At 72.8% G+C, this 24,710-nt stretch carries 24 protein-coding genes and 2 pseudogenes; 17 read left to right on the top strand and 9 right to left on the bottom strand.

Annotation, left to right across the window (positions count from 1 at the left end; all coding sequences use genetic code 11):
- Positions 1-214: 214 nt before the first annotated feature.
- From RM446_RS02025 to RM446_RS02015, 4 genes and pseudogenes are all read left to right on the top strand, one after another.
- Complete coding sequence (locus tag RM446_RS02025) at positions 215-1,237, top strand: aldo/keto reductase (RefSeq protein WP_311543325.1); 1,023 nt, start codon at positions 215-217, stop codon at positions 1,235-1,237.
- Between the two features lie 81 nt (positions 1,238-1,318).
- Positions 1,319-1,918: a TetR/AcrR family transcriptional regulator gene (locus tag RM446_RS02020; RefSeq protein WP_311543324.1), complete on the top strand. Its 600-nt coding sequence runs from the start codon at positions 1,319-1,321 to the stop codon at positions 1,916-1,918.
- 31 nt (positions 1,919-1,949) lie between these two features.
- A pseudogene (locus RM446_RS24820) lies at positions 1,950-2,882 on the top strand (PEP/pyruvate-binding domain-containing protein); the annotation flags it as partial.
- Positions 2,883-3,885: 1,003 nt separating this feature from the next.
- Positions 3,886-4,707 carry a PEP-utilizing enzyme gene (locus RM446_RS02015; RefSeq protein ID WP_311543323.1) on the top strand — a complete coding sequence of 274 codons (822 nt, stop codon included), beginning with the start codon at positions 3,886-3,888 and terminating at the stop codon, positions 4,705-4,707.
- A gap of 111 nt (positions 4,708-4,818) precedes the next feature.
- On the opposite strand, the gene RM446_RS02010 is transcribed toward RM446_RS02015, so the two are convergent.
- Positions 4,819-6,072: an Nramp family divalent metal transporter gene (locus RM446_RS02010; protein WP_311543322.1), complete on the bottom strand. Its 1,254-nt coding sequence runs from the start codon at positions 6,070-6,072 to the stop codon at positions 4,819-4,821.
- Positions 6,073-6,299: 227 nt separating this feature from the next.
- Here RM446_RS02010 and RM446_RS02005 point away from each other — a divergent pair, with 227 nt between their 5' ends.
- Entirely contained in the window at positions 6,300-7,166 is an 867-nt protein-coding gene (locus tag RM446_RS02005) for a fructosamine kinase family protein (RefSeq protein ID WP_311543321.1), read from the top strand.
- A 57-nt stretch (positions 7,167-7,223) separates the two neighbouring features.
- On the opposite strand, the gene RM446_RS02000 is transcribed toward RM446_RS02005, so the two are convergent.
- The 4 genes from RM446_RS02000 to RM446_RS01985 all read right to left on the bottom strand — a co-directional run bounded on the left by RM446_RS02000 (position 7,224) and on the right by RM446_RS01985 (position 10,238).
- Positions 7,224-7,766 (bottom strand): NADPH-dependent FMN reductase, encoded by a 543-nt coding sequence (locus RM446_RS02000; protein WP_311543320.1) that lies wholly within the window; start codon positions 7,764-7,766, stop codon positions 7,224-7,226.
- A gap of 92 nt (positions 7,767-7,858) precedes the next feature.
- Entirely contained in the window at positions 7,859-8,284 is a 426-nt protein-coding gene (locus RM446_RS01995) for an ester cyclase (RefSeq protein WP_311543319.1), read from the bottom strand.
- Between the two features lie 8 nt (positions 8,285-8,292).
- On the bottom strand, positions 8,293-8,811 hold the full coding sequence (locus tag RM446_RS01990) for a flavin reductase family protein (protein ID WP_311543318.1): 519 nt from the start codon (positions 8,809-8,811) through the stop codon (positions 8,293-8,295).
- A gap of 35 nt (positions 8,812-8,846) precedes the next feature.
- Positions 8,847-10,238, bottom strand: coding sequence for an LLM class flavin-dependent oxidoreductase (locus RM446_RS01985; RefSeq protein WP_311543317.1), 1,392 nt, complete (start codon positions 10,236-10,238; stop codon positions 8,847-8,849).
- A 599-nt stretch (positions 10,239-10,837) separates the two neighbouring features.
- Here RM446_RS01985 and RM446_RS01980 point away from each other — a divergent pair.
- The 3 genes from RM446_RS01980 (at position 10,838) to RM446_RS01970 (ending at position 14,722) form a co-directional block, all read left to right on the top strand.
- The gene (locus RM446_RS01980; RefSeq protein WP_311543316.1) at positions 10,838-12,163 is read left to right on the top strand and encodes a flavin monoamine oxidase family protein; all 1,326 of its coding nucleotides are present in this window, start codon (positions 10,838-10,840) and stop codon (positions 12,161-12,163) included.
- A gap of 532 nt (positions 12,164-12,695) precedes the next feature.
- Positions 12,696-13,484 (top strand): IclR family transcriptional regulator, encoded by a 789-nt coding sequence (locus RM446_RS01975; RefSeq protein WP_311543315.1) that lies wholly within the window; start codon positions 12,696-12,698, stop codon positions 13,482-13,484.
- Positions 13,485-13,660: 176 nt separating this feature from the next.
- Positions 13,661-14,722, top strand: coding sequence for a type III polyketide synthase (locus RM446_RS01970; protein WP_311543314.1), 1,062 nt, complete (start codon positions 13,661-13,663; stop codon positions 14,720-14,722).
- Positions 14,723-14,777: 55 nt separating this feature from the next.
- On the opposite strand, the gene RM446_RS01965 is transcribed toward RM446_RS01970, so the two are convergent.
- Positions 14,778-15,701, bottom strand: coding sequence for an RNA polymerase sigma-70 factor (locus RM446_RS01965; RefSeq protein WP_311543312.1), 924 nt, complete (start codon positions 15,699-15,701; stop codon positions 14,778-14,780).
- 150 nt (positions 15,702-15,851) lie between these two features.
- On the opposite strand from RM446_RS01965, the gene RM446_RS01960 reads away from it, so the two are divergent.
- The gene (locus RM446_RS01960) at positions 15,852-16,235 is read left to right on the top strand and encodes a DoxX family protein (RefSeq protein WP_311543311.1); all 384 of its coding nucleotides are present in this window, start codon (positions 15,852-15,854) and stop codon (positions 16,233-16,235) included.
- Here RM446_RS01960 and RM446_RS01955 read toward each other — a convergent pair.
- Positions 16,210-16,518, bottom strand: a complete 309-nt coding sequence (locus RM446_RS01955; RefSeq protein ID WP_311543310.1) for a sugar phosphate isomerase family — start codon at positions 16,516-16,518, stop codon at positions 16,210-16,212. The two genes, RM446_RS01960 and RM446_RS01955, sit on opposite strands and share 26 nt — an antisense overlap.
- Here RM446_RS01955 and RM446_RS01950 point away from each other — a divergent pair, their 5' ends adjacent.
- Complete coding sequence (locus RM446_RS01950) at positions 16,519-16,713, top strand: hypothetical protein (protein ID WP_311543309.1); 195 nt, start codon at positions 16,519-16,521, stop codon at positions 16,711-16,713.
- 97 nt (positions 16,714-16,810) lie between these two features.
- Here RM446_RS01950 and RM446_RS01945 read toward each other — a convergent pair whose 3' ends face one another.
- Positions 16,811-17,644 carry an SAM-dependent methyltransferase gene (locus RM446_RS01945; RefSeq protein WP_311543308.1) on the bottom strand — a complete coding sequence of 278 codons (834 nt, stop codon included), beginning with the start codon at positions 17,642-17,644 and terminating at the stop codon, positions 16,811-16,813.
- Positions 17,645-18,070: 426 nt separating this feature from the next.
- Here RM446_RS01945 and RM446_RS01940 point away from each other — a divergent pair, with 426 nt between their 5' ends.
- The 5 genes and pseudogenes from RM446_RS01940 to RM446_RS01920 all read left to right on the top strand — a co-directional run bounded on the left by RM446_RS01940 (position 18,071) and on the right by RM446_RS01920 (position 22,164).
- Entirely contained in the window at positions 18,071-18,256 is a 186-nt protein-coding gene (locus tag RM446_RS01940; RefSeq protein ID WP_311543307.1) for a GntT/GntP/DsdX family permease, read from the top strand.
- A 70-nt stretch (positions 18,257-18,326) separates the two neighbouring features.
- A pseudogene (locus RM446_RS01935) lies at positions 18,327-18,479 on the top strand (CoA transferase); the annotation flags it as partial.
- 334 nt (positions 18,480-18,813) lie between these two features.
- Positions 18,814-19,707: a polyphosphate polymerase domain-containing protein gene (locus RM446_RS01930; protein ID WP_311543306.1), complete on the top strand. Its 894-nt coding sequence runs from the start codon at positions 18,814-18,816 to the stop codon at positions 19,705-19,707.
- An 82-nt stretch (positions 19,708-19,789) separates the two neighbouring features.
- Complete coding sequence (locus RM446_RS01925; protein WP_311543305.1) at positions 19,790-20,476, top strand: DUF4956 domain-containing protein; 687 nt, start codon at positions 19,790-19,792, stop codon at positions 20,474-20,476.
- A complete protein-coding gene (locus RM446_RS01920; protein WP_311543304.1) occupies positions 20,476-22,164 on the top strand; it encodes a CotH kinase family protein in 1,689 nt (562 codons plus the stop codon). Before RM446_RS01925 ends, RM446_RS01920 begins: the two co-directional genes overlap by 1 nt.
- 193 nt (positions 22,165-22,357) lie before the next feature.
- Here the strand turns inward: RM446_RS01920 and RM446_RS01915 are convergent, their stop codons facing one another.
- Positions 22,358-22,993, bottom strand: a complete 636-nt coding sequence (locus RM446_RS01915) for a TetR/AcrR family transcriptional regulator (RefSeq protein ID WP_311543303.1) — start codon at positions 22,991-22,993, stop codon at positions 22,358-22,360.
- A gap of 157 nt (positions 22,994-23,150) precedes the next feature.
- On the opposite strand from RM446_RS01915, the gene RM446_RS01910 reads away from it, so the two are divergent.
- Positions 23,151-23,837: a sulfotransferase family protein gene (locus tag RM446_RS01910; protein WP_311543302.1), complete on the top strand. Its 687-nt coding sequence runs from the start codon at positions 23,151-23,153 to the stop codon at positions 23,835-23,837.
- Between the two features lie 167 nt (positions 23,838-24,004).
- Positions 24,005-24,604: a TetR/AcrR family transcriptional regulator gene (locus RM446_RS01905; protein ID WP_311543301.1), complete on the top strand. Its 600-nt coding sequence runs from the start codon at positions 24,005-24,007 to the stop codon at positions 24,602-24,604.
- Positions 24,605-24,710: the final 106 nt, after the last annotated feature.

Raw genomic sequence — 24,710 nt, 5'->3', positions numbered from 1 at the left:
GGACCGCCCGTCCCCGGACAAGGCGTCTCTTCCGCCTGCGCCCGCAACGCCGCAGGCTGGGATCCGGCTCGGCAGACCGTCGGCGCCAGCGGACGCGACGCGGCGCGCAGCGGTGCGGCCGCCTCTGCCGTTCCCGGATCGGCGGTGCTGTCGGCACGTGCCGCCGGCACCGCCGGACGTTCGGATCCCTCTGCTACGAAAGGCCATCGCCGCCATGCAGTACCGCACACTCGGCAGGACCGGCATCAAGGTCAGCCCTTATGCACTCGGGGCGTTGATGTTCGCCACGTCCGTCGGCAACCCCGACCCCGACGACTCGGTCCGCATCATCCATCGAGCACTGGACGCGGGAATCAACCTCGTCGACACCGCCGACGCCTACGGCGACTCCGAGGAGATCGTCGGCAGGGCGCTCAAGGGGCGGCGGGACGACGTGGTGCTCGCGACCAAGGTCGGCCGCCCGATGGGTGCCGGTCCCAACCGGCAGGGGGCGTCCCGGCGCTGGATCACGACCGCGGTCGAGAACTCGCTGCGCCGCCTGCGGACCGACCGCATCGACCTCTACCAGCTGCAGCGGCCCGACCCCGACACCGACATCGAGGAGACGCTTTCGGCGCTCTCCGACCTGGTCCGCAGCGGCAAGGTCCGCGCGATCGGGACGTCCACGATGCCCGCTTCCGGCATCGTCGAAGCCCAGTGGGCCGCCGAGCGGCGCCGTCTGGAGCGGTTCAGCACCGAGCAGCCGCCGTACTCGCTCCTCGACCGCGGCGCCGAACGCGAGGTGCTGCCGACCGCGCAGCACCACGGGATGGGCACGCTGGTCTGGGGGCCGCTCGGGCAGGGCCTGCTCACCGGGCGCGTCCGCAAGGGCCGGCAGAACGGGCTCCGCCGCGCCGGCCTCTTCGATCACCTCAACGACGAGCGCCGCCTCGACGCCGTGGAGCGGTTCGTCTCGCTCGCCGAGGAGGCGGGCCTGTCGCTGACCCACCTCGCCATGGCGTTCGCGACCGCCCATCCCGGCGTGACCGCCGCGATCGTCGGGCCGCGCACGATGAGCCACCTCGACGACCTCCTCTCCGGCGTCGACGTGGCCCTCACCGGCGACATCCTCGACCGGATCGACGAGATCGTCCCGCCCGGCACCGACGTCGGCACGCTCGACCAGGCCTACGTACCGCCGGCTCTACGGCAGCCGAGCCTCCGCCGCCGCCCCGTCGGGGAGCGCGCCGCCGTCTGACACGTCCCTCCGCCGCGGAGGACAGAGCCGTCGCAACCGCGGGGTCGCCGGCGGCGCGGTCGTCCTGCTAGTTTTGTACAAGTGAACAGTTCATTTGAACAAAACCCTCCGGCGCGAACGCGGTCCGCGGAGACGCGGCGGCGGCTGCTCACCGCCGCCGCCGCTCTGATCGCCGAGGTGGGCTGGGGGCGGGTGACCACGCGGGCGGTGGCCGAACGGGCCGGGCTGCCGCTGGGGGCGGTGAGCTACCACTTCCGCGGCAAGCGGGAACTGCTCGCCGAGGCCGCGCTGGAGACGGTCGAGGCCGCCTTTCCGATCGGCGAACTGGCGGCCGTGACGACGCTGAGCCAGCTCATCGAGTTGATCACCGCTGCGGTGGCCCGCCGTGGGGATGCCGAGCGGGTGCTCTCCGGCGTACTCGTCGAGACCCTGCGCGAAGCCGGACGGGACCCGGAGCTGACCGAGCGCGTGACCGCCCTGCTGGCCGAGTACCGGCGCCTGCTGAGCGGGTTGGTCCGCGCCGAGCAGGAGCGGGGGGCGGTGCGCGCCGACGCCGACCCCGACGCGGTGGCGGCCCTGCTGGCGGCCTCCGGCGACGGCCTGGTGCTGCACGGACTGCTCGACCCCGCCACCGACACCGTCGGCGCCTTCGCTACGTTGCGCGCCCTGCTGGAGACCTAGCTAGGACCGACCCCTCGCCGGAAGGACGACGATGAGGGAAGAATTGGACGCAGCGCTGTACACCTTCACGACGGCCGAACACCCCCCTGCAGCGCAGGTGGGCGGCAAGGGCGCGGCACTGATCGACATGACCCGCGCCGGGCTGCCGGTACCGCCGGGCTTCGTGCTGACCACGGCGTTCTTCCGACCGTGGCTCGAACGCCTGCGCACCACCCGTGCGTGGACCGGCTTCGCCGAAGCCGTGGGCGCCGACTCCCCCTCTGACGACGACCTGCGCGCGCGCACCGCCGATCTGCAGGCCGCGGGCGGGGAGCTGGCACTGGCGCCCGGGCAGGAACGGCACCTCTCCGAGGCGCTGCGCGGGCTGGCGGGCGCGGGCCCCGGGCCCGACCGCGCCCCGGGGGCGCCGCTGCTGGCCGTACGCTCGTCGGCGCCGCACGAGGATCTCGCGGGAGCGTCCTTCGCCGGGGTCTACGAGAGCGTCCTGGGTGTCCGGCCGGACGCCCTGGCCGCGGCTCTGCGCACGGTGTTCCTCTCCGCCGTTGGGTTTCCGGCGGTCTCCTACAAGCGCCAGCGCGGGTTCGATCCCGCCGCGGCGGAGATAGCGGTGGTCGTGCAAAGCCAGCTCGACAGCGCCGCGGCGGGCGTCGCCTTCTCCCTGAACCCGCAGAACAACGACTACGACGAGGTCGTGATCCAGGCCAACCGGGGGCTGGGCGAGACCGTGGTCTCGGGCAGCGCCACACCGGACCGGTTCGTGGTGGACAAGGCGACGGGACGCCTTGTCGAGACCAGGCCCGGCGCCAAGGAGACCTCGCTGTGGTCCCGGCCCGAGGGCGGCTCGGTGGAGAGGCGCGCCGAGGGCGGCGACCACTCGCAGTGCGCCCTGACAGCCGAGCAGGCCGCGGCCCTCGCCCGGATGGTCGAGCGCGCCGAAGCGCTTACCGCCGCCCCGGTCGACGTCGAATGGGCCTACACCGCCGACGGCAGGCTCTCGCTGCTGCAGGCGCGCCCGGTCACCTCCTACTTCCCGGTGCCGGAGGAACTGCGCACCGCACCGGGGGCGCCACGGCGGCTCTACCTGGACACCACGCTGCTCGAAGAGGGGATGCAGGAGCCGCTGTCGGTGCTCGGCGAGCAGTGGATGGCCGACGCCGTCGTCGAGATGGTCCGGCAGGTCACGGGGCGGCGGTTTCCGACGCGGGACGGCGGCGGCCTCATGAGCACCGTGGGCGGCCGGTGGTACCTGAACGCGTCGGACGTGCTGTGGCTGGGCACCGAGCGGCTGGCGCGGTCCCTGGCGGCGCTCGACGTCCACGCGGCGCGGACCATGCGCAACATCGACGCGCGGTACTACCGCAGGGCCGCGGCGCGGCCGGCACCGGCGGACGCCGCACGGACGGTCGCGGGCACGGTCGCACGCTCCTCCGGCCTCCTCGCCAGGACGCTGGGCGCGCTGGCGGCTCCCGAGCGGGCGCGGCGGCGCTATACCACCGCCGTCACCCGGCATCGCCGCCGTGTGGCCGGCGTGGAGCGCGCCGCGCCGTCGCTCCGGCACCTGGGCGAGCAGACCATGAGGCCGGCCGTCCGCCTGCTCGTCCGCGAAGGGCTGCCCCTCACCGCCGCGGCCGAGGCGGCGACGTCCCTGCTCACGGCGCTCTACCGGCGAGGCCCGGCCGAGCAGCGACGGCGCCTCGACACCGCGCTGCGCTCGATGCCCGACAACACCACCGTCGAGATGGGACTCTCGCTCTACGACCTCGCGCGCTCGCTGGAGGAGCACGCGGGCCCGGACGCCTACTCCGATCCCGCGGCCTTGGCCCGCCGGATCGGCGCACGGGAACTCCCGCAGGCGTTCTTGGACCGGTGGGACGCGTTCATGGCCGACTACGGGTTCCGCGGCCCCGACGAACTGGACCTCGCCGCCCCCCCGCTACGCCGACGACCCCGGGCCGGTACTGGAGCAGATGCGCAACTACGCGCTGCTCGACGCGGAGACGCAGGAGGACCCGCGGCAGGCCTGCGAGCGGCGCCGCCGCGAACGGCGCGACGCCTACCGCCGGCTCCTCGACGAAACCCGCAACCCGCTGAAGGCGCGGCTCGTGAAACGGCTGTACCGTGCCGCCGAGCTTCTCGGCGGCCTCCGGGAGATCCACAAGTACCAGCTGGTCCGGGACGGCTACCAGGTGCGCCGACGCGCACTGGAAACCGGTCGCGGGCTCGCCGCGGCCGGACTGCTGGACGCGGCCGAGCAGGTATTCGACCTGACCTGCGACGACCTCGACCACGCACCCGAGGCGCCCGGCGCGCCGCAGGCGGACCTGCGCGCCCGCGCCCGCGCCAACACCCGCTATCGCAGGCTCGTCCGGCGGCTGCCGGGCGCCGGGTTCCCGGTCGCGGTGGACTCCCGCGGCCGCATCCCCCGGCCCGCGCCCCGGGCACCGGACGCGAACGTGCTGGCCGGAGAAGGGGTCTCGCCCGGCCTGGCGTCGGGGCCGGCGAAGGTGCTGAGCCACGTCGGCGAGAAGCCCGTGCTGCCCGGAGAGGTGCTGGTCGCCCGGGCCGCGGATCCCGGCTGGACGCCCCTGTTCGTCAACGCAGCGGGCATCGTCCTGGAGACCGGCGGCAGCTTCCAGCACGGCGCACTCGTCGCCCGCGAGTACGGCAAACCCTGCCTCGTCGGCATCGAGGACGCGGCACGACGGATCGTCGACGGCCAAATCGTCGAGATCGACGGCACCGCCGGGACCCTGACCGTCGTCTCCGCCCCCGCGGAACCGCGCGCCTGACGCGCGCCCGTCCGAACCCTGCTGCCCCGTTCGACCCCGCCGGCGGTCCTGCGGAGTCGAACCCGGCCGCGGCCCCGCCGCACCGCCGCAACCCGGCGGACGTCTCCCCGCTCAGCTCCCGGTCGCGGTGAGGTAGACGAGCGCGGCGTTGAGGGCCACCACGGCCACCGCGACGGCCGCGGCCGCGGCCGTGACCGCGCGCCCGTTCGCGTACTCGCCCATGACGTCGCGCCGGGCCGTGAGGACGACGAGGGGCACCAGCGCGAAAGGGATGCCGAAGGACAGCACCACCTGCGAGAGGACCAGGGCGCGGCTGGGATCCAGCCCCAGGGCGAGTACGGCCAGGGCCGGCAGGAGGGTGATCAGCCTGCGCGCGAACAACGGGAGGCGCCGCCGCAGCAGGCCGTCCATCACCACGGCGCCCGCGTAGCAGCCCACCGCCGTCGAGGAGAGCCCGGAGGCCAGCAGCCCGATCGCGAACAGCAGCCCGACGGCCGGTCCGAGGTTCGCGCTCACGGCCGCGTGGGCGCCCTCCAGCGACTCGCCGGTCTCACTGCCCTGGAGCGCGCTCGCGGCCAGCAGCAGGAGGGCGAGGTTGACCGCGCCGGCGAGCAGCATGGCGGCCCCCACGTCGACCTTGTTGGCGTCCAGAAGCCGCTGCAGGAACGGCCCGCGCCGGCGCCCGTGCCGGTCGCGCGCCAGCGCCGAGTGCACGTATACCGCGTGCGGCATCACGGTGGCCCCGAGCATGCCGGCCGCCAGCAGGACGCTCTCGCCACCCGCGAACCGCGGTGCGAGTCCGCCCAGGGCGCCGGAGGCCGAAGGCGGCTCCACCACCAGTCCTGCCATGAACCCCAGCGCGATCACGGCCAGCAGCCCGGTTACGGCGCGCTCGAAGGGGCGCTGGCCGTAGCGGTTCTGCAGCGTCAGGAGCCCCAGCGAGACCACCCCGGTGATCACGCCGCCGAGGAGCAGCGGGACGTCGAAGAGGATGCGCAGTGCGATCGCCCCGCCCAGCACCTCCGCCAGATCGGTGGCCATGGCGACCACCTCCGCTTGGGCCCAGTAGGCCAGCCGGGCGGAGCGCGGCATGCGCTCGCGCAGCGCCTCGGGCAGGGACCGGCCGGTCACCAGCCCGAGCTTGGCTGAGAGGTACTGCACCAGGAAGGCCATTGCGTTGGCCGCCACGATGACCCACACCAGCAGGTAGCCGTAGGACGCGCCGGCGGCGACGTTCGTGGCGACGTTGCCCGGATCGACATAGGCGATCGCGGCGACGAACGCCGGACCGAGCAGGGCGACGCCCGAACGCAGGCGCGACGTCGTCGAACGTGCCGCGCCGGTCGGGGAGTCGAGCAGTCCCACGCCTGACCTCCGTGCCGCTGGGATCCGCGATGTTCGGCGAGGCCAACTTAGTCGAATGGAGCGCCGAACATGGAATCGGCACCCGGTGCACCGGCCCGTCCCCGCTGCGGGCCGCCGCACGGCCGCGAGGGACCGGCCGCGCCCCGCGACCGCCGCCCGGCGGCCCCGTGCGGCTCGCGGCGGTACCGTGTGTCCGAAACCGGCACCCGGCCCCAGTGAGCACGCCCATGCCCCAGCCGACTTCCGCGCCCTCGCCGGCGGCGGCAATCGCCGCGGCCGCCTCCACCGGGGTGCGCTCCTGCACGCCGCTGGGCTCCTCGCATGCATGGACGCTGCACCGCGGCGAGCTGGCCGACGGGCGCCCCTTCTTCGCCAAGGTCGCCGACGGCTACGCCGAGGCGCTGGGCTCCGAGGCCGCCGGGCTGCGCTGGCTCGCCGAGGCCGCCGGAGGGGCCGCCGTACCCGAGGTGCTCGCCGCCGACGGCGGAGTGCTGGTGCTGGAGCTCGTGCGCGAGCACGGCGCGAGCGCAGATGCCGCCGCCGAGCTGGGCCGGCGCCTGGCGCTCACCCACCGCGCCGGGGCGCCGTCTTTCGGCGCATCCCGGCCCGGGTGGCTGGCCACCCTGCCCCTGGACAACACTCCCGGAGAGCGGTGGCCCGAGTGGTACGCCCGACGCCGCCTGCTGCCCTACCTGCGCGACGCCCGCGACCGGGGATTCCTGGACTCCGCCGACGCGGCGGAACTGGAACGCGTCCTCTCGCGCATCGACGGCCTCGCAGGGCCGGGCGAGCCCCCGGCGCGCGTCCACGGCGACTTGTGGAGCGGCAACGTGCTGTGGAGCCCCGAGGGGACGGTGCTCATCGACCCCGCTGCCCACGGCGGGCACCGTGAGACCGACCTCGCCATGCTGCAGCTGTTCGGTGCTCCGCACCTGGACCGGATTCTCGCCGCCTACGATGAGGCCTTTCCGCTGACCGAGGGTTGGCGCGCCCGCGTCCCGCTGCACCAGCTGCACCCGCTGCTCGCCCACGTCTGCCTGTTCGGGCGCAGCTACCGCACACCGCTGCTCGACGCCGCGCGGCGACTCCTCTAGGGGGCCGCGGTGCCGGTCGAGGGCGCTTCGGCGGCCCCGGCACGACGCCCGGCGGTCTCAGGCGAGCGGCCGCAGGGCGCCGAGCGCCGTGGAGTCCCGCACAGCGCGGACGAGGTCGACCAGCGCCGCGCCGTGTGCGCCCGCCAGGTCCGCCGCGTCCCCGAGCAGGCGCTCGCGATCGGCGAAGGCGTTCTGCGGCAGGTAGAGCCCGGGTGACAACACCTGCGCCGCGAAGAAGCCGGCCAGGACGCCGCGCAGGTCGTCGACGGCCAGAAAGTGGTGCCAACCCGCTCCGGTCAGCGCGACCGCGCACGCCTTGCCCTGCAGCGGCGCGGCCGTCTCCCCCCACATCCCCCGCGGCACCGCGTCCAGGAACGACTTCAGCGGATAGGCGGCGCGGGCGCGGTAGACGGGAGCCGCGAAGACCGCTCCGTCCGCACGGTCCAGCGCCGCGACCGCGTGTTCGGGACCGGCGGCTCCGGACAGTTCGAGGACCTCGGTGTCGGCACCCGCCGCGCGGGCTCCGTCCAGTACCGCACGGGCGGCGGCGGTGGACCGGCCGCCCGCAGCGGGCGACCCGATGATCGCGAGCACGCGCATGGCGGCGCCCTTCCTTTCCGGTCGGTCGGCTTCGGGCGGGGACCGCCCCCGCAGCGGCCGGGGTGCACGCTCGTCGCACACCCACACGGCTCCTAGCGTTCGGTGCGGGAGCCCAGCGCCCAGATGTTCATCGCCGACAGGAGTTCGCGCGGGTCCCAGACGACCCACTCCTCGGCCAGCAGCGCGCCCTCGAAGCGGCAGAAGGACGCACCGGTCACGGTCACCATCCGGTCCGTGGGCGGCACGCCCATGAACTCCCCGGTGTGCGTCCCCCGGCTCTGCCAGCGGAGCGCGAGGACCGCCCCCTCCTCGACGGTTTCGAGGATCTCGGTGCGCAGGTCCGGAAAGGCCTTCTGCGAGGACTCGATGGCGGACCTGACCGATTCGACCCCCTCCGATCCGGTCTTGGTGTGGCGCACGTACCCGCTGGCGAGGAGGCGTTCGAAGGCCTCGACGTCGCCGTTTCCCCAGGCGGCGTGCCAGGCGTCGAGGAGGTTCCGGCGCCGGTCGTCGTGCATGCCCACTCCTAACCCGCTACCGCTGCGCTTTCGGACAGGCCGGCGTACCGGCCGAACTCGCCGGCCTGGAAGAGCAGCGGCTCCCCCGCGGCCGACTCCATCGAGACCACGCTGCCGACGATCATGAAGTGGTCGCCGACCGCGACCTCCGCCTGCACCTCGCAGTCGATCCAGGCGATCGACTCCGGCAGGTGCGGCGTCCCCAGTGGGCCGCTCGTGTAGTGCAGGCCCTCGAACTTGCCGGCTCCCTTGCGCGACAGCGCGCGGCACACGTGGGTCTGGTCGCTGGCGAGGACGTTCGCCGTGAAGTACCGCCGGCGCCGGATCCTGGGCCACGTGGAGGACGTCGCGCCGACGCTGAAGGTCACCAGCGGCGGTGTCAGGGAAAGCGAGGAGAACGTCCCGACGATGAGGCCGAGCTCCTCGCCGTCCTCATCCAGGCCGGTGACCGCCGCCACTCCGGTGGGCAGGCGCCCCATGACGCTGCGGTAGTGCTGCTGGGAGATCGCTGACTCGAACGTCGACATGGACCACACCTCCTGTCGATGCGTGCACTGGGGTTCTAGGCGCCGACGCCCTGCGGTCGGCGCGCGCGGTAGCCCGCTCCGGGGTGGTCGTCGCGGAGGCGGGTCGCACCGGGGCCGTAGAGCTTCTCGCGCAGGGTGGAGCCGTCGTAGTCCTCCCACACCAGTCCGCGCCGCTGCAGCTCGGGGACGACCAGCTCGATGAAGTCCGCGATGTCCCTGTGCTTGAGCGCGTGGCCGATGTTGAAGCCGCTGACACCGGTCCGGCGCATCCACTCCTGCATCTGCACCGCTACGGTGGCCGGCGAGCCCACCAGCGTCGGCCCGGTCCCGCCAACGCCGATGTACTCGGCGATGTCGCGCGGGGTCCAGTCCCGGTCGGGGTCGGCCGCGGAGAAGATGTCGACCATGGTCTGCCCGGCGTCGGTCTTGACGTGCCGCAGCGGGACGTCGGGGTCGAACTGCGCCATGTCGAGGCCGGTCCAGCCGCTGTAGCGGGCCATCGCGCCCGCGTAGCTCACCAGGCGGCGGTACTCCTCGTAGCGCTGCTGCGCCTGCTCGTCGGTCGGCGCGCAGACGACGGTCAGCATCTGCAGGACCCGGACGCCTTCCGGATCCCGCCCCGCCGCCTCGGCCTGCGAACGCAGGTCGTCGACCTGCCGCTTCAGCGCGCTCATCGACGTCGCGTTGGCGAACACCGCCTCCGCGCTGGCCGCCGCCAGGGCCCGGCCCTTCGACGAACCTCCGGCCTGGAAGATCGCGGGGGTGCGCTGCGGCGACGGCTCGCACAGGAAGAAGCCCGGCACGGTGAAGTAGGTGCCCCGGTGCTCGATCGCGTGGATGCGCGAGGGGTCCGCATAGACCCCCTCGCCGCGGTCGCGGCGGACCGCGTCCTCCTCCCAGGACTGCTCCCAGAGCTTGTAGCAGACCTCCAGGTACTCCGCGGCCATGTCGTAGCGCTGGTCGTGCGGGACCTGGCGGCCGGTCCCCATGTTCCGCGCCGCGCTCTCGGCGTAGGAGGTGACCAGGTTCCAGCCGATGCGCCCGGAGGTGAGGTGGTCCAGCGTGGTGAAGCGCCGAGCCAGCGCATAGGGGTGCTCGTAGGAGGTCGAGGCGGTGATGCCGAATCCCAGGTGGGTGGTGGCGCTCGCCATCGCCGACACCACCAGGGCCGGGTCGTTGACCGGAACCTGCGCCGCATCGCGCAGGGCCGCGTCCGCGCTCCCCTCGTAGACGTCGTGGTACCCGGCGTTGTCGGCCAGGAACAGGCCGTCGAAGCGGCCCTCCTCCAGCAGCTTCGCGTACTCCGTCCAGTAACGGACGTCGGTGTAGCGCGCACCCCGGTCGTCCGGGTGCCGCCACAGACCCGCCGACAGGTGCGCCGGCCCGTTGAAGTCGAAGGCGAACAGCCGCATCCGCTCGTGGGACATTGACCCCCCTTTTGTTCAATAAATGAACACGAAAGCCACTATATGAACGTCATTGAACGCACAGTACGATCGGCCGTTCCGAGCCGTCAAGATGCGCCGGAGAGAATCTCCACCGGTCGCCGTCCGATCCGACATCCGGTCGAAGACGCCCCGCCCGCCAGCGGCCCCCACTGCCTGCGCACGCCTGCGAGGCCGCCTGGCAGGGCAGGTGGACACCGCAGTTGATCAGGGGCGCGACCCCATACGGCACACCCCGCCTCCGAGCCCCGTGCCGCCGACGCGGACCACTGCGCCAGGGCGGCCGCGGCGCATCGCCGAGGCACTGCGCGCCCCTCCGCGAGCCGGACTGCGCGCTCCCCCGCAGGCCGGGGCCGGGCCTTGACGGTGCCAGCGATAGCTTCTTAAAATGAACGTCATGTCCATTAAATGAACGCCTAGCGCAGCGGTATCCCGCTTCCCGGTGCGTTGTCCCGACATCCGCCGATGATCGACGGTCCCCGTTTCGTCTTCGCCGGGCAGGCGCCCGACCGGCGATCCGGCGGGGCCGCCCTTCGTCGGCCTGCACGCCGAGAGATCCGAAGCACCCGAGAGGGGCAGCCATGCAGGAGAAGAGCGACGTCGTCATCGTCGGGGCCGGAATCGCCGGCCTGGTGGCTGCCCGCGAGCTGGGCCGCACCGGGCTCCGCGTCACCGTCCTGGAGGCCCGGGAGCGGCTCGGCGGGCGCGTATGGACCGACGAGCGCCTCGGCCGCCCCCTGGAGATCGGCGGCACGTGGGTCCACTGGGTGCAGCCGCACGTCTGGGCCGAGATCACCCGCCACGGCCTGCCCGTCACCCGCGGGCCGCGCCCCGAGAAGGCCTACTGGCTGGCCGGCGACGAGGTCCGCACCGGCTCACTCGACGCGTTCATGGAGCTCATCGACCCGGGCATGCGACGCCTTACGGCCGGGACCATGCAGGCGATCCCCCGGCCGGACCTGCCGACATCGGCACCCGGGATCGGCGCCCTCGACGGCGCCACCGTGCAGGAGAAGCTCGACGAGCTCGACCTGCCGGTGGAGGAGCGCAACGCCAACGAGGCCGCCTGGGTCGGCCACCTCAACGCCCCGCTGGACCAGGCGGGCTTCAGCAGCGCCCTGCGGTGGACCGCGGCCACCGCAGGGTCCTGGCACCTGATGCACGAGGCCTCGGCCGTCTTCCGGCTGGCCGGCGGGACCCGCGCCCTGGTCTCGGCGATCGCCGCCGAAGCCCGGGCCGACATCCGCACCTCGTGCCCCGTCGAGCGGATCGACCACGGTCCCGAAGGTGCGGTGGTCACCACCGCGGGCGGCACCGAGATCGGGGCGGAGCGGGTCGTCGTGACGCTGCCGCAGAACATCCTCCCGGACCTGGGCCTGTCCCCCGGGCTCCCGGAGGACAAGCTCGCCGCCGGCCGCGAGAAGACCGCGTCCCAGGGGGTGAAGGTGTGGATCCGGGTGCGCGGCCCGGTCGCCCCCTTCTTCGCCTACTCCTCGGCGCACCACCCGCTCTCCGTCGTACGCACCGAGTTCCTCGGGGAGGACGACGCCGTCCTGGTCTCCTTCGGGGCGGACGCGCAGCGGATCTCCCCCGACGACCGCGCCGCGGTCCAGCAGGCCCTCCGCGTCTGGCGGGACGACCTGGAGGTCCTCGATGTCACCGGGCACGACTGGATGGCCGACCCGCACTCCAAGGAGACGTGGCTCATCCACCGCCCGCACCAGCTCACCCGGCACCGGGACCGGCAGCGCAGCGCCGAGGGCGTCCTGCACTTCGCCGGAAGCGACCACGCCGACCTGTGGCCCGGGTTCATCGACGGCGCGATCGAGAGCGGCCTGCGCACGGCGGCCGACGTCGCCGCCGCGGCCGGTCGGAGGGCCGGCGCCACCGGGCCGACCCGTACCTGAGGCAGGGGCGGGTCCGCCGCTCCCCGAACCTGGGCCTCCCGCCCCCCGGCCGCCCCGAAAGCCGCGGGGCCCGCGGCGGTGCGAGCGCGCGAAGCCCGGTCCGGCGCGTGCGGCACCGGCCCGAAAGCCGGGCCGGTGCCCGGGTGGGCCTGCGCCGCCCGAGGAGCCGGCCCACCCGGGCCACCCGGGCCGCGAACGCGAAGCGCTTTCGCGCCGGAACCCGATGGCGGAATCGCTTGTCCCGTCCCCGGACCCGGCGACGCGCATTCCGTTCCGTTCTTTTCTGCGCGTGTATTCCACACATTGTGAATTCGGTGCCTGCCGGCCTTTCTCGAAAGAGGAATCAGAAAGGTCCGCCCCGATCGGCCGCGCAGGCGCACACCGTGCCGCAGGGATCCGGCGTGGGGTGGCGCCGAGGTCGGCGCCACCGCCGGCGACGTGCGCGCAACACGTCGTCCCTGGTCCCCCCGATACAGTGGGAACTGCAATGCGTCCCGCTATGTGCGGGCGAGGACGAGCTGGAGGCCACCCCATGGGCGACTCACCCGAACCGGCGGACATGACCAACAAGTCCGTGGTCAAAGCCGTCCGCCTGCTTCGGGAACTCGCCGGGCACCCCAACGGCGCGACGGCCACGACCCTGGCCGCCGCGACGCGCATCGCCCGCCCCACGGCGTTCCGCCTCCTCTACAGCCTGGAGCAGAACGGCTTCGTCGACCGCGTGGACAACAACTACATCCTCGGGTGGGAACTGGCCCGGCTCGGCAAGATCGCCGATCCCTACTCCGGGGTCGTGAAGAGGGTCCACCCCGTCCTGGACGAGCTCGCCGCCGAACTCGGTGAGACGGTGACCCTGTCCGTCACCGTGGGCGACGACGGTCTGGAGCTGATCGCCCAGGCCGACAGCTCGCACCTGGTCGGAGTCGCGATGGGCAAGCAGGTGGGCCGGCACTTCCCGCTGCACGCCAGCTCGACCGGCAAGGTGCTGCTGGCGGAGATGTCGCAGGAGAAGGTCACCTCGCTCCTCCCGGAACGGCTCGACTCCTTCGCCCCCCGCACCATCACCGACCGCGATGCTCTGCTGAAGGAACTGTGCGAGGTCCGCGAGCAGGGCTATTCGGTGATCGACAACGAGTTCGAGGAGGGCCTGCTCTCGCTGTCCCGGCCGGTGCGCGACTCCTCGGGGAGCCTCGCCGCGATCCTCACGGTCGACGGCCCGCGCTACCGGTTCGGCCGGGACCGCATCCCCGACGCGCTGCAGCACATGCAGGCCAAGGCCACCCGGATCTCCGACTTCCTCTGGGGCGAGGCCCCGGACTAGGCACCCGCGCCGCGAGGCCCGCGGGTCCGCCGGAGCGCGCGCCCCTGCCGCACCCGTCGCCGCGGCTCCTCGGCGGACCCGGCCGCGTGGCGCTTCGCGACTTGGCTCACGGGTAGCGGACCCGGCGGCGCGGTGGGGGCCGTGTCGAGGTGGGCCCCCGAGCAGACCTGGGAGCGATGATGCGTGTCGCGGCCGTACGAACCGTGCTTCCGGAGCACTACTACAGCCAGGAGGAGATCACCGACGCCGTCGCACGGTGGACCAACGCCGACGAGCGCCTGGTGCGCCGGTTCCACGCCGCCACCCAGGTGACCGGGCGACCGCTGGTGTGGCCGATCGAGGCTTACCGCGACCTGGACGACTTCGGCACCGCCAACGACGCCTTCATCGACAACGCACTCGACCTGGGCGAACGCGCGATTCGGGAGGTCCTCGCACAGGCGCGGACCCATGCGCGCGATGTGGACCGGATCCTCGTGTGCACCTCCACCGGCGTCGCCACCCCGACCCTGGACGCCCGCCTGGCCCAGCGCGTCGGGTTGCGGGCCGACGTCGATCGCGTCCCGCTGTTCGGGCTGGGCTGCTCCGGGGGCGCCGCCGGCCTGGCGCAGCTGCACCACCACCTGCACGGCTGGCCGGACCAGACGGCCGTGCTCGTGTGCGTCGAGCTCTGCTCGCTGACTCTGCAGCGCGATGACACCTCCACCGCGAACCTGGTGGCCAGCGGCCTGTTCGGCGACGCGGCCGCGGCCGTGGTGGCGCTCGGGGACAGGGCCGCCGAACGGAGCGGCACGTCCTGGGACGGCCCCCGGGTCGCGGCCTCCCGCAGCAAGCTCTACCCCGACACGGAACGCCTCATGGGCTGGGACATCGGCGAGCACGGATTCCGCACCATCCTGGCCCCCGACCTGGCGGACCAGGTCGAGGCCGTCCTCGCCGACGACGTGGCCTCGTTCCTCGGCGACCACGGGCTCTCGCCGAGGCAGGTGTCGTCGTGGGTCTGCCACCCCGGCGGCCCCAAGGTGCTCGAGAAGATCGGCGACGTCCTCGGCCTCCACCACGGCGAACTGGACATCACCTGGCGCTCGCTCAGGCGGCTGGGCAACCTGTCGTCGGTGTCGGTGCTGCATGTGCTGGAGGAGACGATCGCGGACCGCCGTCCGCCCGCGGGCGAACCCGGCCTGCTGATGGCCCTCGGCCCCGGGTTCTCCGCCGACCTGGTCCTGCTGCGCTGGTGAGGGTGCAGAGATCTGCGCCCGCGCCGGCGGTCCGTCGCGCGCCGCGTGCCCCTGCTCAGCGGCTCACCGCGGTCTCCTGCTCGATGCGGGACAGCTTCTCGGGGTTGCGGACGGTGTAGATCGCGGTGACCAGGCCGTCCTCGACGCGCATGCTCATGACGCTGTCGATCCTCCCGTCCAGCAGGAACGCGAGTGCGGGCCAGCCGTTGACGTGGACGGGGGCGACCGCGAATGCGGCGCCGACCCGGTCCAGGCCGGCCTTGAGCACGCGGGCGACCCGGTCGGCACCCGTGATCGGCCGGGGCAGCGCCTGCTTGATCCCGCCGCCGTCGGCCAGGGCGACGACGTCGGGGGCGAGCAGGTCGACCAGCCCCTGGAGGTCGCCGGTCTCGACCGCGCGCTGGAAGGCCGCGGTCACGCTTCGCGTCTCCGCCGGCGACGCGGCGGCGCGGGGGCGGCGCGCGGCGACGTGGGACCGGGCCCGTTGGGCGATCTGGCGTACCGCGGGCACGTTCTTGCGGAGGGCCTGGGCGATCTCGTCGTAGCCGAAGTCGAACACCTCGTGCAGCACGAACACCGCCCGCTCGGTCGGCGTGAGCGTCTCCAGGACCAGCAGCATCGCCGTAGAAATGCTCTCGGCCAGCTCGACGTCCTCGGCCACGTCGGGCGCGGTCAGCAGCGGTTCGGGGAGCCAGGGCCCGACGTAGGTCTCCTTGCGCCGGCCGAGCGTGCGCAGGCGGGTGAGCGCCTGGCGTGTGGTGATCTTCACCAGGTACGCGCGCCGGTCCCGCACCGCGGCGAGGTCGACGCCGACCCACCGCAACCAGGTCTCCTGGAGGACGTCCTCGGCGTCGGCGGCCGAGCCGAGGAGTTCGTAGGCGACGGTGAAGAGCAGGTTGCGGTGGGCCAGGAAGGCCTGCGTCGCGTGGTCCGCGCCGTCGTTCCTGTTCGCCCCGTCATCCGGGCCTGAGTGGGCCATGCCGTGCTCCTGTCGCTTCTCCTGGGCGTGTCCACCCACGAGACGCCGGCCTCCGCGGTTCTGTGACACCGCAGCGGGCGGTGTCACAAGTATCCGATCGCCGGCGTCTCATGCGCGACGGATACGCCTGCTGCATTTCCAGGAGACCCGATGGACCTCGCGCTGTGGATCGTCGCCGGACTGCTGGCCCTCGCCTTCGGGGCCGGCGGTGCGCTCAAGATCGTCGTTCCCAAGGAGAAGATCATCACTGTGCGGACCGGCCGGTGGGCCGAGGACTGGAGCCCTGGCGCCATCAAGGCGATCGGTGCCCTGGAGGTCCTGGCCGCCGCGGGCCTGGTCCTGCCCGCCGCACTCGGTGTCGCGCCCGTCCTGGTGCCGCTGGCCGCCGTCGGCCTCGTGCTGGTCATGGCCGGCGCGATCATCGTGCACGCGCGCCGGGGCGAGGGCAAGCAGATCCTGGGCAACCTGGTCTACGTCGTCCTGGCCGCCTTCGTGGCGTGGGGACGATTCAACCCCGCCCCGCCGATCTTGTAGCTATCGTGATGGAAATCGATTGCCATTCACGATAGCTACAAGATCGACGGTGGTATGCGGACTGCCCGCCAGCCTCTCGGCGGGTGATCTCGACCGATCCGGGCATGCCCGACGGCGGGTAGATGGCGCCGGCGAGCTGGACCACCGAGCACGGCCGCAGCTGCGACAGGGCGTCGGCCATGGCGACGGTGGTACTGCTCCAGGCGACCCCCAGCGCGTCGCCGTCCTTCACCGCCGCGGCCACCTCCTCGGCCAGGGCGCGGCCGACGTACTCCACGGCCATGTGCGGCGAGGACGGCGCAGCGGCGAGGAGGGGCAGCTCTTCGACCTCGCGGCCGACCCCGGCGAGTCGGTCGACCTGTGGGACTCGGCCTCCGCGGAGCCTGCGGCGGCCAAACTGCGGCTGCGCCGCGAGGTGGGCCGCTGGCGGGCGCACAGCGCCCTGCACACCGCCGACATGCACCGCGCCCACCGGTGAGGCGCCGACGGTGGGCGGAGCGGCGCGGACGTGCCGGCTCGGACCGGCCGACGCACTGCCGCCGCTCCCCGCTTCGGCCGTCGCAGTGCCCGGCGCGTCAGGGCTTGCGGCCGACCCCGGCCAGGGAAGGGGCGCCGGACGGCGCGCCAGAGTCGGTCCCCACCTCGGTGGGGGCGGGGCGCCACTGCGGGCAGGGGACCAGGCCGGGCTCGACGACCTCCAGGCCGTCGAAGAGCGACGCGATCCACTCCGGGCTGCGGTGCCGGTAGGGCAGCGGCGCGTTGGCGTTGTACTCCTCCAGCGCGGCCAGCACACCGGGGTCGGTGTCGGTGCCGTCCCACAGCGCGAGATAGCTGCCGCCGGGCAGGGCCTCGACGAGGGCGCTGATGATCCGGGGGACCTCGTCGGCGTCGATGTGGCCCAGCACGCCCATCAGGACCAGGGCGATCGGCCGGTCGAAGTCGAGGCGCTCGCGGACCATGGCGACGACGGTCTCGGGGTCGCGTATGTCGGCGTGGATGTAGTCGGTCGTGCCCTCGGGCGTTCCGACGAGCAGGGCGTGGGCGTGCGCCAGCACCAGGGGGTCGTTGTCGATGTAGACGATGCTCGACTCGGGCGCGTGGGCCTGGGCGACCTCATGGGTGTTGTTGGCGGTGGGCATGCCCGTTCCCAGGTCGAGGAACTGGCGGATGCCGGCCTCGCGGGCGAGGTAGGTCACCGCGCGCATGAGGAAGCCGCGGCCCTGGCGGGCGAATGCGGGCACCTGCGGGAAGCGCTGGAGGAACTGGTCGCCGGCCTCGCGGTCGGCGGCGTAGTTGTCCTTGCCGCCCAGCCAGTAGTTCCAAACCCGGGCCGAGTGCGGGACCGAGGTGTCGATGGGGGTGGGCGCCGACCCGTGCACGGGGTCCGGCGAGGGGGTGTCGGCGTTCATCGGTCCTTCCCGGGGGTGGCAGGACGCGTGAGGCGGGCACACCCGATGTCGGGAATCGGAGCCCAATCCCCGCCACACGGCGCGTTCGGGCACTTATCCTACGAGCACGCGGCAAGCGCCGGACACACCCGGCGACCGTGCGGGCACGCGGTGCGGTATAAGCACCGCTTATGCGCATCTCGCAATCCGACGTCTACCGCAATCCGCCCTGGTCGTGTTGCATGGCCGGGTCTGTGTCGCGGCACACAGAGGCGGGTGTGCGATGTAGCACACATCCCTGCACCCCCGCCGTGTCCGGCGGCCTGCGAGCACCCCCACCGCACCCCTCGGAGTCGGCGTGCAGCCGCGTGCACCCGGTGTTCCGCGCCCCGCGCAGGTCGCCCGTGTGCGGCCGCGATCAAGGGCAGCCTGGACCTGCCCCCGCAGGTGCCGGGTCTGGCCATCGACTCCGGCGCGCTGTTCGCGCTGCAGGTCAACAGCAGCTTCTTCTGGATGTTCCAGTCGCTGCTGGGCGTCACCACCCGGGGCACGCTCAAGGCGCTGACCTTCGTGACCACTCTGGCGTCGGTGGTCTCCCTGGTCATCGTGTCCGCGATCAGCCTCGTCGCCTGAGCGCGCGGCGGAGTCACCCGCCCACCCCTCGCAGCCCGCGTCCACCGCACCCACACCAAGCGGAGAGGCCATGCAGCCGCTTCGCGGAGTAACCGTCGTGTCCTTGGAGCAGGCCATCGCCGCTCCCTACGCCAGCCGCCAACTGGCCGACCTCGGCGCGCGCGTCATCAAGGTCGAGCGCCCGGGCGCAGGCGACTTCGCCCGGGGCTACGACTCGCGAGTGAGTCATGCCCCGATTCCATCGCACCGCCGGGCCCGGGGACGTGAGTGGGCGTACTCAGGTCGGGGTGTCTTCGCGGTGGCGCTCCGGTCCGGGGGACCGGCGGAGTGGTCGAGCGGTGACACTGCGCCGTTGCAGCCTAGGATCATCGCCCTCCGACGGACCAACGGAACCGCCCCGCCGAGACCCTTATCCGAATTCTTACTCACCGCCGGCCTTCCGGCGTGACCTGCGGTCCCGGTGGGAGCCTCAGACTTTTATCAGGAAGCTCTGCCGTTGTTCACGGCCCGGTCGGTTTTCGTTCCCTGCGTGGTCATCGACGACGGAGGGAGACCGCATGACGACGCTGCGACCGGGCCCCGAGGCGCCCGGGACCGGTGATGCGACCGCCGGCGAACCCGGCGCCGCCGAGGCCGGGCACCGCTTCCGCGCTCCCAGCAGGCTGCACGCCTTCAACCGGTACGAGCTCAAGTACCTCGTTCCCGTCGAGCAGGTCGGCGACGTCCGCGCCGAGCTCACCGCCCGAATGGAGTCCGATGCCAACGCCGGGCCCGACGGCTACGGCGTGTGGAGCCTCTACTACGACACCCGGCGTCTGCGGTTCTACTGGGAGAAGATCGAGGGCCTGAAGTTCCGCCGCAAACTGCGCATCCGGCGCTACGGCGAGACGGGCACCGGCAGCGACGACACCATGGTCTCCGTCGAGATCAAGCAGCGCGTCAACCGGGTCACCCAGAAGCGCCGCGTCCTGCTTCCCTACGGTGACGCCCGCGCCCTGTGCGACCGCCGGCGACGGGTCGAGCATCCCCGGGCCCAGCCCTTCGTCGACGAGGTCCTCGACCTGCTGCACCGGCTGGACCTGCGCCCCAGCGCCATGACCGGCTACCGGCGCGAACCCTACGTCGGCACCGGCGCCGACCTGGGCCTGCGCGTGACCCTGGACCACCGGGTCCGCGGCCGCGACCGCGACTTCGACGTGCGCGCCGAAGCCGAGAGCCGCTACATCATCAGCCCGCGCTATGCGGTCATGGAGGTCAAGGCCAACGAGCGCGCGCCCTACTGGATCACCGACATGGCCGCACGCCACGGGCTGCAGGTCCAGCGCATCTCCAAGTACTGCCAGAGCGTCGAGGCATTCGGCAAGGCGCCCCGCTCGGTCTTCCACGTGCCCGAGGAGGACCCGGTGGGCGAGTCGCGGCCGATGAGCGCACCGCAGCCCTGGCAGATGTAGCGCCGCGCCCCTCCCCCGCCGACGGACCGCTCCCCCCGAAGCCGTGAACCCGTGAACCCGTGAGAAGGCACCGATACCAGCCATGAACCTCAACTTCGGCATCACCGACCTGTCCGGCACCTTCAGCGTGATGGACGTGGTCCTGTCCCTGGCCCTGGCGTTCGCCACCAGCGTGGTGGTCGCCTGGACCTACCGCGCCACTCACCGCAACATCTCCTACAGCCAGAGCTACGTGCACACGCTGATCATCCTGGGCATGCTCATCGCCCTGATCATGCTGGTGGTGGGCTCCAACATCGCCCGCGCGTTCGCCCTCGTCGGCGCCCTGTCAGTGGTGCGCTTCCGCAACGCCATCAAGGAGACCCGCGACGTCGGGTTCATCTTCCTGGTGATGGGGCTGGGCATGGCCTGCGGTACCCGGTTCTACACCCTGGCCGTCATCGCCACCGTCGTCATCTGCGCCGTCATCCTGCTCATGCACCGGTTCAACTGGTTCTCGCTGAACGTCCAGCGCCAGGTCGTCAAGGTCCAGGTCCCGGCCGACGAGGGCGATTACACCGGTGCGATCGAGGACGTGCTCGTCGCCGCCACCGAGGAGTTCGAGCTGATCAGCACCGAGTCGGTGCGCGGCGGCAGCCTGCTGGAGCTCGCCTACTCGGCCCGGCTGAAGAAGGGCGTCACGCCGGGTGAGGTCATCGAGCGGCTGCGCACCCTCAACGCCGGCCAGAAGGCCACCGTGCTGACCGGATACGACCAGACGGACATGTGATGACGGCGACCGACGACCACGAACCGCCCGCACGGCCCCGGCCGCCGCGCCGACGCCTCCGGCACCGACTGCCCGTGCGGCTGCGCCACTACTGGAAGACCGCCGCCGTCGTCTGCGCCGCGCTGCTGGCGCTGGTGCTGGTCTTCGGCGAGGCCCGCGTGCGGCCCTACATCACCTCCGATCTCGTCTCGCCCGACGCCGTCACGAACGACATCGAGGGCGAGGGCGACGTGTTCGACGGCGGCGAGCACAGCATCCGGGTCACCTACAACGAGGACGAGTACGCCGACATGATGGAGACCTTCCGCGAGGAGGGCGAGAAGGAGTTCATCAGCGCCGACATCACCATCGACGGCACTGTGATCGACGACGTGGGCCTGCGGCTGAAGGGCAACTCCACCTTGTCGAGCCTGCGGGGCGACGACGCCGTGCCCGGCGGCCCGCCGCAACAGCAGAACGGTCGGGGGCCGGACCTGCAGCAGGGCCGAGCGGGCCGGACGGAGGGGACCCAGCAGCAGAACGAGGGCCAGGGCCCGCAGCAGGGCGGCGGTCCGGGCATGGTCCAGCTCTCCGAGGACGAGCCCGAGAAGCTCCCCTGGCTCATCAGCTTCGAGGAATTCCAGGAAGGGCGCGCCTACCAGGGCCACACCGAGATCGCCCTGCGCCCGGCGACGGGCACCTCCGACACCGCCCTCAACGAGGCCCTCGCCCTCGACGTCACCGCCGCCGACGGCCAGACCACGCAGGACTACTCGTTCACCTCCTTCGGGGTGAACGGCGGCGACACCGCGCCGCGCCTGCTCATCGACGCACCCGACGCCGCCTGGGCCCGGTCCTACGGCCAGGGCGTCCTCTACAAGGCCCGCGCCGGAGGGTCCTTCGACTACCTCGGCGACGACCCCACCGATTACGAGGAGGCCTTCAACCAGATCAACGGCGCGGGCTCCTACGACCTGGAGCCGGTGATGTCGCTGCTGGAGTTCGTCGATGCGTCCAGCGACGAGGAATTCGCCCGCGAACTCGAGGACCACCTGGACGTGGACGCCTTCGCCCGCTACCTCGCGATGCAGGATCTGATCTCCAACGGCGACGCGATGGACGGGCCCGGCAATAACTACTACCTGTGGTACGACACCGGCAAGGAGCGCTTCACCGTCCTGTCGTGGGATCTGAACCTCTCCTTCAGCGGCATGGGCGCCATGATGGGCGGCGGCCAGATGCCCGAAGGGATGCAGGCGCCCCAGGACGGGCAGGTGCCGGAGGAGGGAAGCGCGCCCCAGGGCGGCGGGATGCCCGAGGGCATGGGCGCGCCCCCGGGCGGCCGGGCCCCCGGCGGCGGGGAGGGCGGCCAGGGCGGCATGGGCATGGGCGGCAGCAGCGCGCTCACCGAGCGGTTCATGGCAGACGACGCGTTCGCGAAGCTCTACCAGCAGGCCTATGCCGACATGTACGCCGACCTCGTCGAGAGCGGCAAGGCCGCCTCCCTGCTCGAATCCGCCGCCTCCCGCGCCGAGGCCGCGGGCGGCACCGGCGCCGCCGAGGCCGCCGAGCAGCTCACCGAGCAGATCGAGTCGGTCTCGGCAGCACCGCCCGACGACGCCCGGCAGCAGAGTCGGCAGGGCGAGCAGGACCAACAGGGGCAAGGCCAGGAGCAGGCCGCGCAGGAGCAGACGGGCGCCACCGGATAGGCGCCGACCGGGGCACCCCCGGTGCGGGCCGCTGCCGCCCGCACCGGGCCCCTCCCCGGCCCGTTCGGCGGCCCCCTGGTGGCGGTCCGGCCTTACGACCGCGCGGGCGGGGCCGCAGGGACGCCGGTTCCTGCCGCGCCCCGCGGCCGTTGCAGCGGAGGCCGACCGCGCTGACCGGCACGCGGCCGCCCCGCTACTCTCCGGGCCGGTCCGCGCACTCCTCACCGGGGACCCGCATCGCCACGGGTCGCCCGGGCAGCGCGGGGCCGCTGCCCGGGCGCAAGCCGGCGACGGCGACCGCGAGTGCGCGATCGATGAACTCCGGGACGTGCTCCTGGGGCAGGGCGGGAAGCGGGCGCGCGATGGCCATGATCAACAACAGGATCTCGTCGGCCGCGACGTCGGAGCGCACCTGGCCGCGCCGCTGCGCCGCGGCGACCAGGTCGCGGACCGCGTCGACGACCGCGTCGCGGGCCCGTCTCAGCTCCGGGTCGGTGGCCAGGTCGGGGAGCATGGGCACCAGCATCGGCATGAGGACCCCGGCCTGCAGCCCTGCCGCCGTCTCCACGAAGGTGCGCCAGGCTCCTGCGGGGTCCTCGGCCAAGCCGTCCCGGGCGCGGCGCGCCGCCCGGTCCATGGAGCCGATGCCCTCCAGCACGATGGCGCGCACGAGCGCCGAACGGTCGGGGAAGTTGCGGTAGAGGGTCGCGATGCTGACGCCCGCCCGCTGGGCGACGGCCTCCAGGGCGACGTCCGCGCCCCGCTCGACGAACAGCGCCCGCGCCGCACGCAGGAGCTCCTCGCGGTTGCGCCGCGCGTCGGTCCGCACAGTCCACCTCCACTCGATGGCGTCCCACCCGATGCCTTGTTGCCGTGGTCGCAGTCTAACCGTAGGCTGCATCTACGGATTTCCGTAGGAAGTTCCTACGATTGGCGACAGGCGGAAGCGAGATCCCGCCGATTCCCCCGAGTCCGCAGGAAAGGGAGTGCAATTGCTGAAGGTCATCGGAGCCGGGCTGCCGCGCACGGGCACCAGTTCTCTCAAGTCCGCCTTGGAGCGCCTCGGGTTCGGCCCCTGCCACCACATGTTCGAGGTGATGAGCCACCCCGAGCACATCGAGCGTTGGATGCCCGCCCTGGAGGGCGGGTCGGCCGACTGGGACCACGTGTTCGAGGGGTACCGGGCGGCCGTGGACTTCCCCGCCGCCATCTTCTGGCGGGAGCTGAGCCGGACGTACCCGGACGCGAAGGTCATCCTCACCGTCCGCGACCCGAGGCGCTGGCACGAGAGCGTCCGCGACGCCTTCCCCGACCGGTCCGCGATCGACGCGGGGAGCCTCCCCGGTCCGCTGCAGGGCTTCTCCGACTTCCTGCCGGCCTTGACGGGGGCGGCCGAGGAGCGGCTGGGCCTGGACTGGACACCCGGCCGCCCGTTGACCGAGGACGAGGCGGTGGACGTGTTCAACACGCACACCGAGCAGGTCCGCGCGGCGGCGCCGGCCGACCGCCTCCTGGTGTTCTCAGCCCGCGACGGCTGGGGGCCGCTGTGCGACTTCCTCGGCGCCGATGTTCCGGACGAACCGTTCCCCCACCTCAACGAAACCGAGACGATGCAGCGCATGTTCGCCGCGCTGGAGGAGTCGGGAACGGTGGCCAGCCCCTTCGACGCCTGAGGCGTGCCCCCCGGGGCGGTCCGGCTGCGGACCGGCGGAGGCCGGGTGGGGCGAACGGGACGGAGACGGCGCGGTAGCGGCCGTTCCGTTCGCCGTGTGCGGCGGGCCGATCCGGGCCGAACTAAAATACAGCACTGTTCTGTATTGTTGACTGGCGGGTGGTGACCGTGGGACCGACCTCAGGTGCGCCGGGGCGTCCACGCAGTACGGAGGCCGACACGGCCATACTCGACGCCGCGCTGGACCTGCTCGTCGAGCGCGGTATCGGGGCGATCAGCATCGAACAGGTCGCGCAGCGCGCGGGCGTCACACGCGCGACCGTCTACCGGCGCTACGCCGACCGGACCGAGCTGCTGATCGCCGCCATCCACCACGACCACGACGCGGCGCCGGACGAGCTCCCCGAGCCCGACGACGTCGAGCAGCTCCTCTCCTGGTGGGCCCAGGCCCTCGGAACGCCCGCGGCCGGCCGCGGGTGGCCGCTCATCCGCCGCCTCATGACCGAGCTGTACGACCACCCCGAGCTCGCGGAGGCCTTCACGGAGGTGAGCGTCGAGCCGCGGAACCGGTGGATCCGGGCCGCGCTCATCCGGGACCGCGACCGCGGGCGGTTCCCCGCCGACGCCGACCTGGGCGTCGTCCAGCAGATCATCACCGGCGCGGTCGTGACACACCTGCTGACCCGGCCGGACGGCACCACCGCCCACGAGATCGAGGACTACCTTCTGGCCGTGCTGCGCGAGACCCGCTATCGGAGGAACCCGTGACCTCCCGTGCTCGCGGCGGCCGCGGTCGTCGCCGCCTGGCCGCACTCGGCCCGGCTTCCGCCGCCGCGCCCCCGACGGTCGGCGGTCCCGGCGCCGGACGCGGCCG

This window comes from Streptomonospora wellingtoniae, assembly GCF_031845375.1.
Classification (GTDB): domain Bacteria; phylum Actinomycetota; class Actinomycetes; order Streptosporangiales; family Streptosporangiaceae; genus Streptomonospora; species Streptomonospora wellingtoniae.
The sequence above is the reverse complement of the archived record's forward strand: the minus strand, read 5'-3'. Positions and strand labels throughout refer to the sequence as shown.

Coding starts and splice junctions, on each gene's coding strand:
- RM446_RS02025 (WP_311543325.1), top strand. CDS start 215: ATGCAGTACCGCACACTCGGCAGGACCGGCATCAAGGTCAGCCCTTAT.
- RM446_RS02015 (WP_311543323.1), top strand. CDS start 3,886: ATGCGCAACTACGCGCTGCTCGACGCGGAGACGCAGGAGGACCCGCGG.
- RM446_RS02005 (WP_311543321.1), top strand. CDS start 6,300: ATGCCCCAGCCGACTTCCGCGCCCTCGCCGGCGGCGGCAATCGCCGCG.
- RM446_RS02000 (WP_311543320.1), bottom strand. CDS start 7,766: ATGCGCGTGCTCGCGATCATCGGGTCGCCCGCTGCGGGCGGCCGGTCC.
- RM446_RS01995 (WP_311543319.1), bottom strand. CDS start 8,284: ATGCACGACGACCGGCGCCGGAACCTCCTCGACGCCTGGCACGCCGCC.
- RM446_RS01990 (WP_311543318.1), bottom strand. CDS start 8,811: ATGTCGACGTTCGAGTCAGCGATCTCCCAGCAGCACTACCGCAGCGTC.
- RM446_RS01985 (WP_311543317.1), bottom strand. CDS start 10,238: ATGTCCCACGAGCGGATGCGGCTGTTCGCCTTCGACTTCAACGGGCCG.
- RM446_RS01980 (WP_311543316.1), top strand. CDS start 10,838: ATGCAGGAGAAGAGCGACGTCGTCATCGTCGGGGCCGGAATCGCCGGC.
- RM446_RS01975 (WP_311543315.1), top strand. CDS start 12,696: ATGGGCGACTCACCCGAACCGGCGGACATGACCAACAAGTCCGTGGTC.
- RM446_RS01970 (WP_311543314.1), top strand. CDS start 13,661: ATGATGCGTGTCGCGGCCGTACGAACCGTGCTTCCGGAGCACTACTAC.
- RM446_RS01965 (WP_311543312.1), bottom strand. CDS start 15,701: ATGGCCCACTCAGGCCCGGATGACGGGGCGAACAGGAACGACGGCGCG.
- RM446_RS01960 (WP_311543311.1), top strand. CDS start 15,852: ATGGACCTCGCGCTGTGGATCGTCGCCGGACTGCTGGCCCTCGCCTTC.
- RM446_RS01955 (WP_311543310.1), bottom strand. CDS start 16,518: ATGGCCGTGGAGTACGTCGGCCGCGCCCTGGCCGAGGAGGTGGCCGCG.
- RM446_RS01945 (WP_311543308.1), bottom strand. CDS start 17,644: ATGAACGCCGACACCCCCTCGCCGGACCCCGTGCACGGGTCGGCGCCC.
- RM446_RS01930 (WP_311543306.1), top strand. CDS start 18,814: ATGACGACGCTGCGACCGGGCCCCGAGGCGCCCGGGACCGGTGATGCG.
- RM446_RS01925 (WP_311543305.1), top strand. CDS start 19,790: ATGAACCTCAACTTCGGCATCACCGACCTGTCCGGCACCTTCAGCGTG.
- RM446_RS01920 (WP_311543304.1), top strand. CDS start 20,476: ATGACGGCGACCGACGACCACGAACCGCCCGCACGGCCCCGGCCGCCG.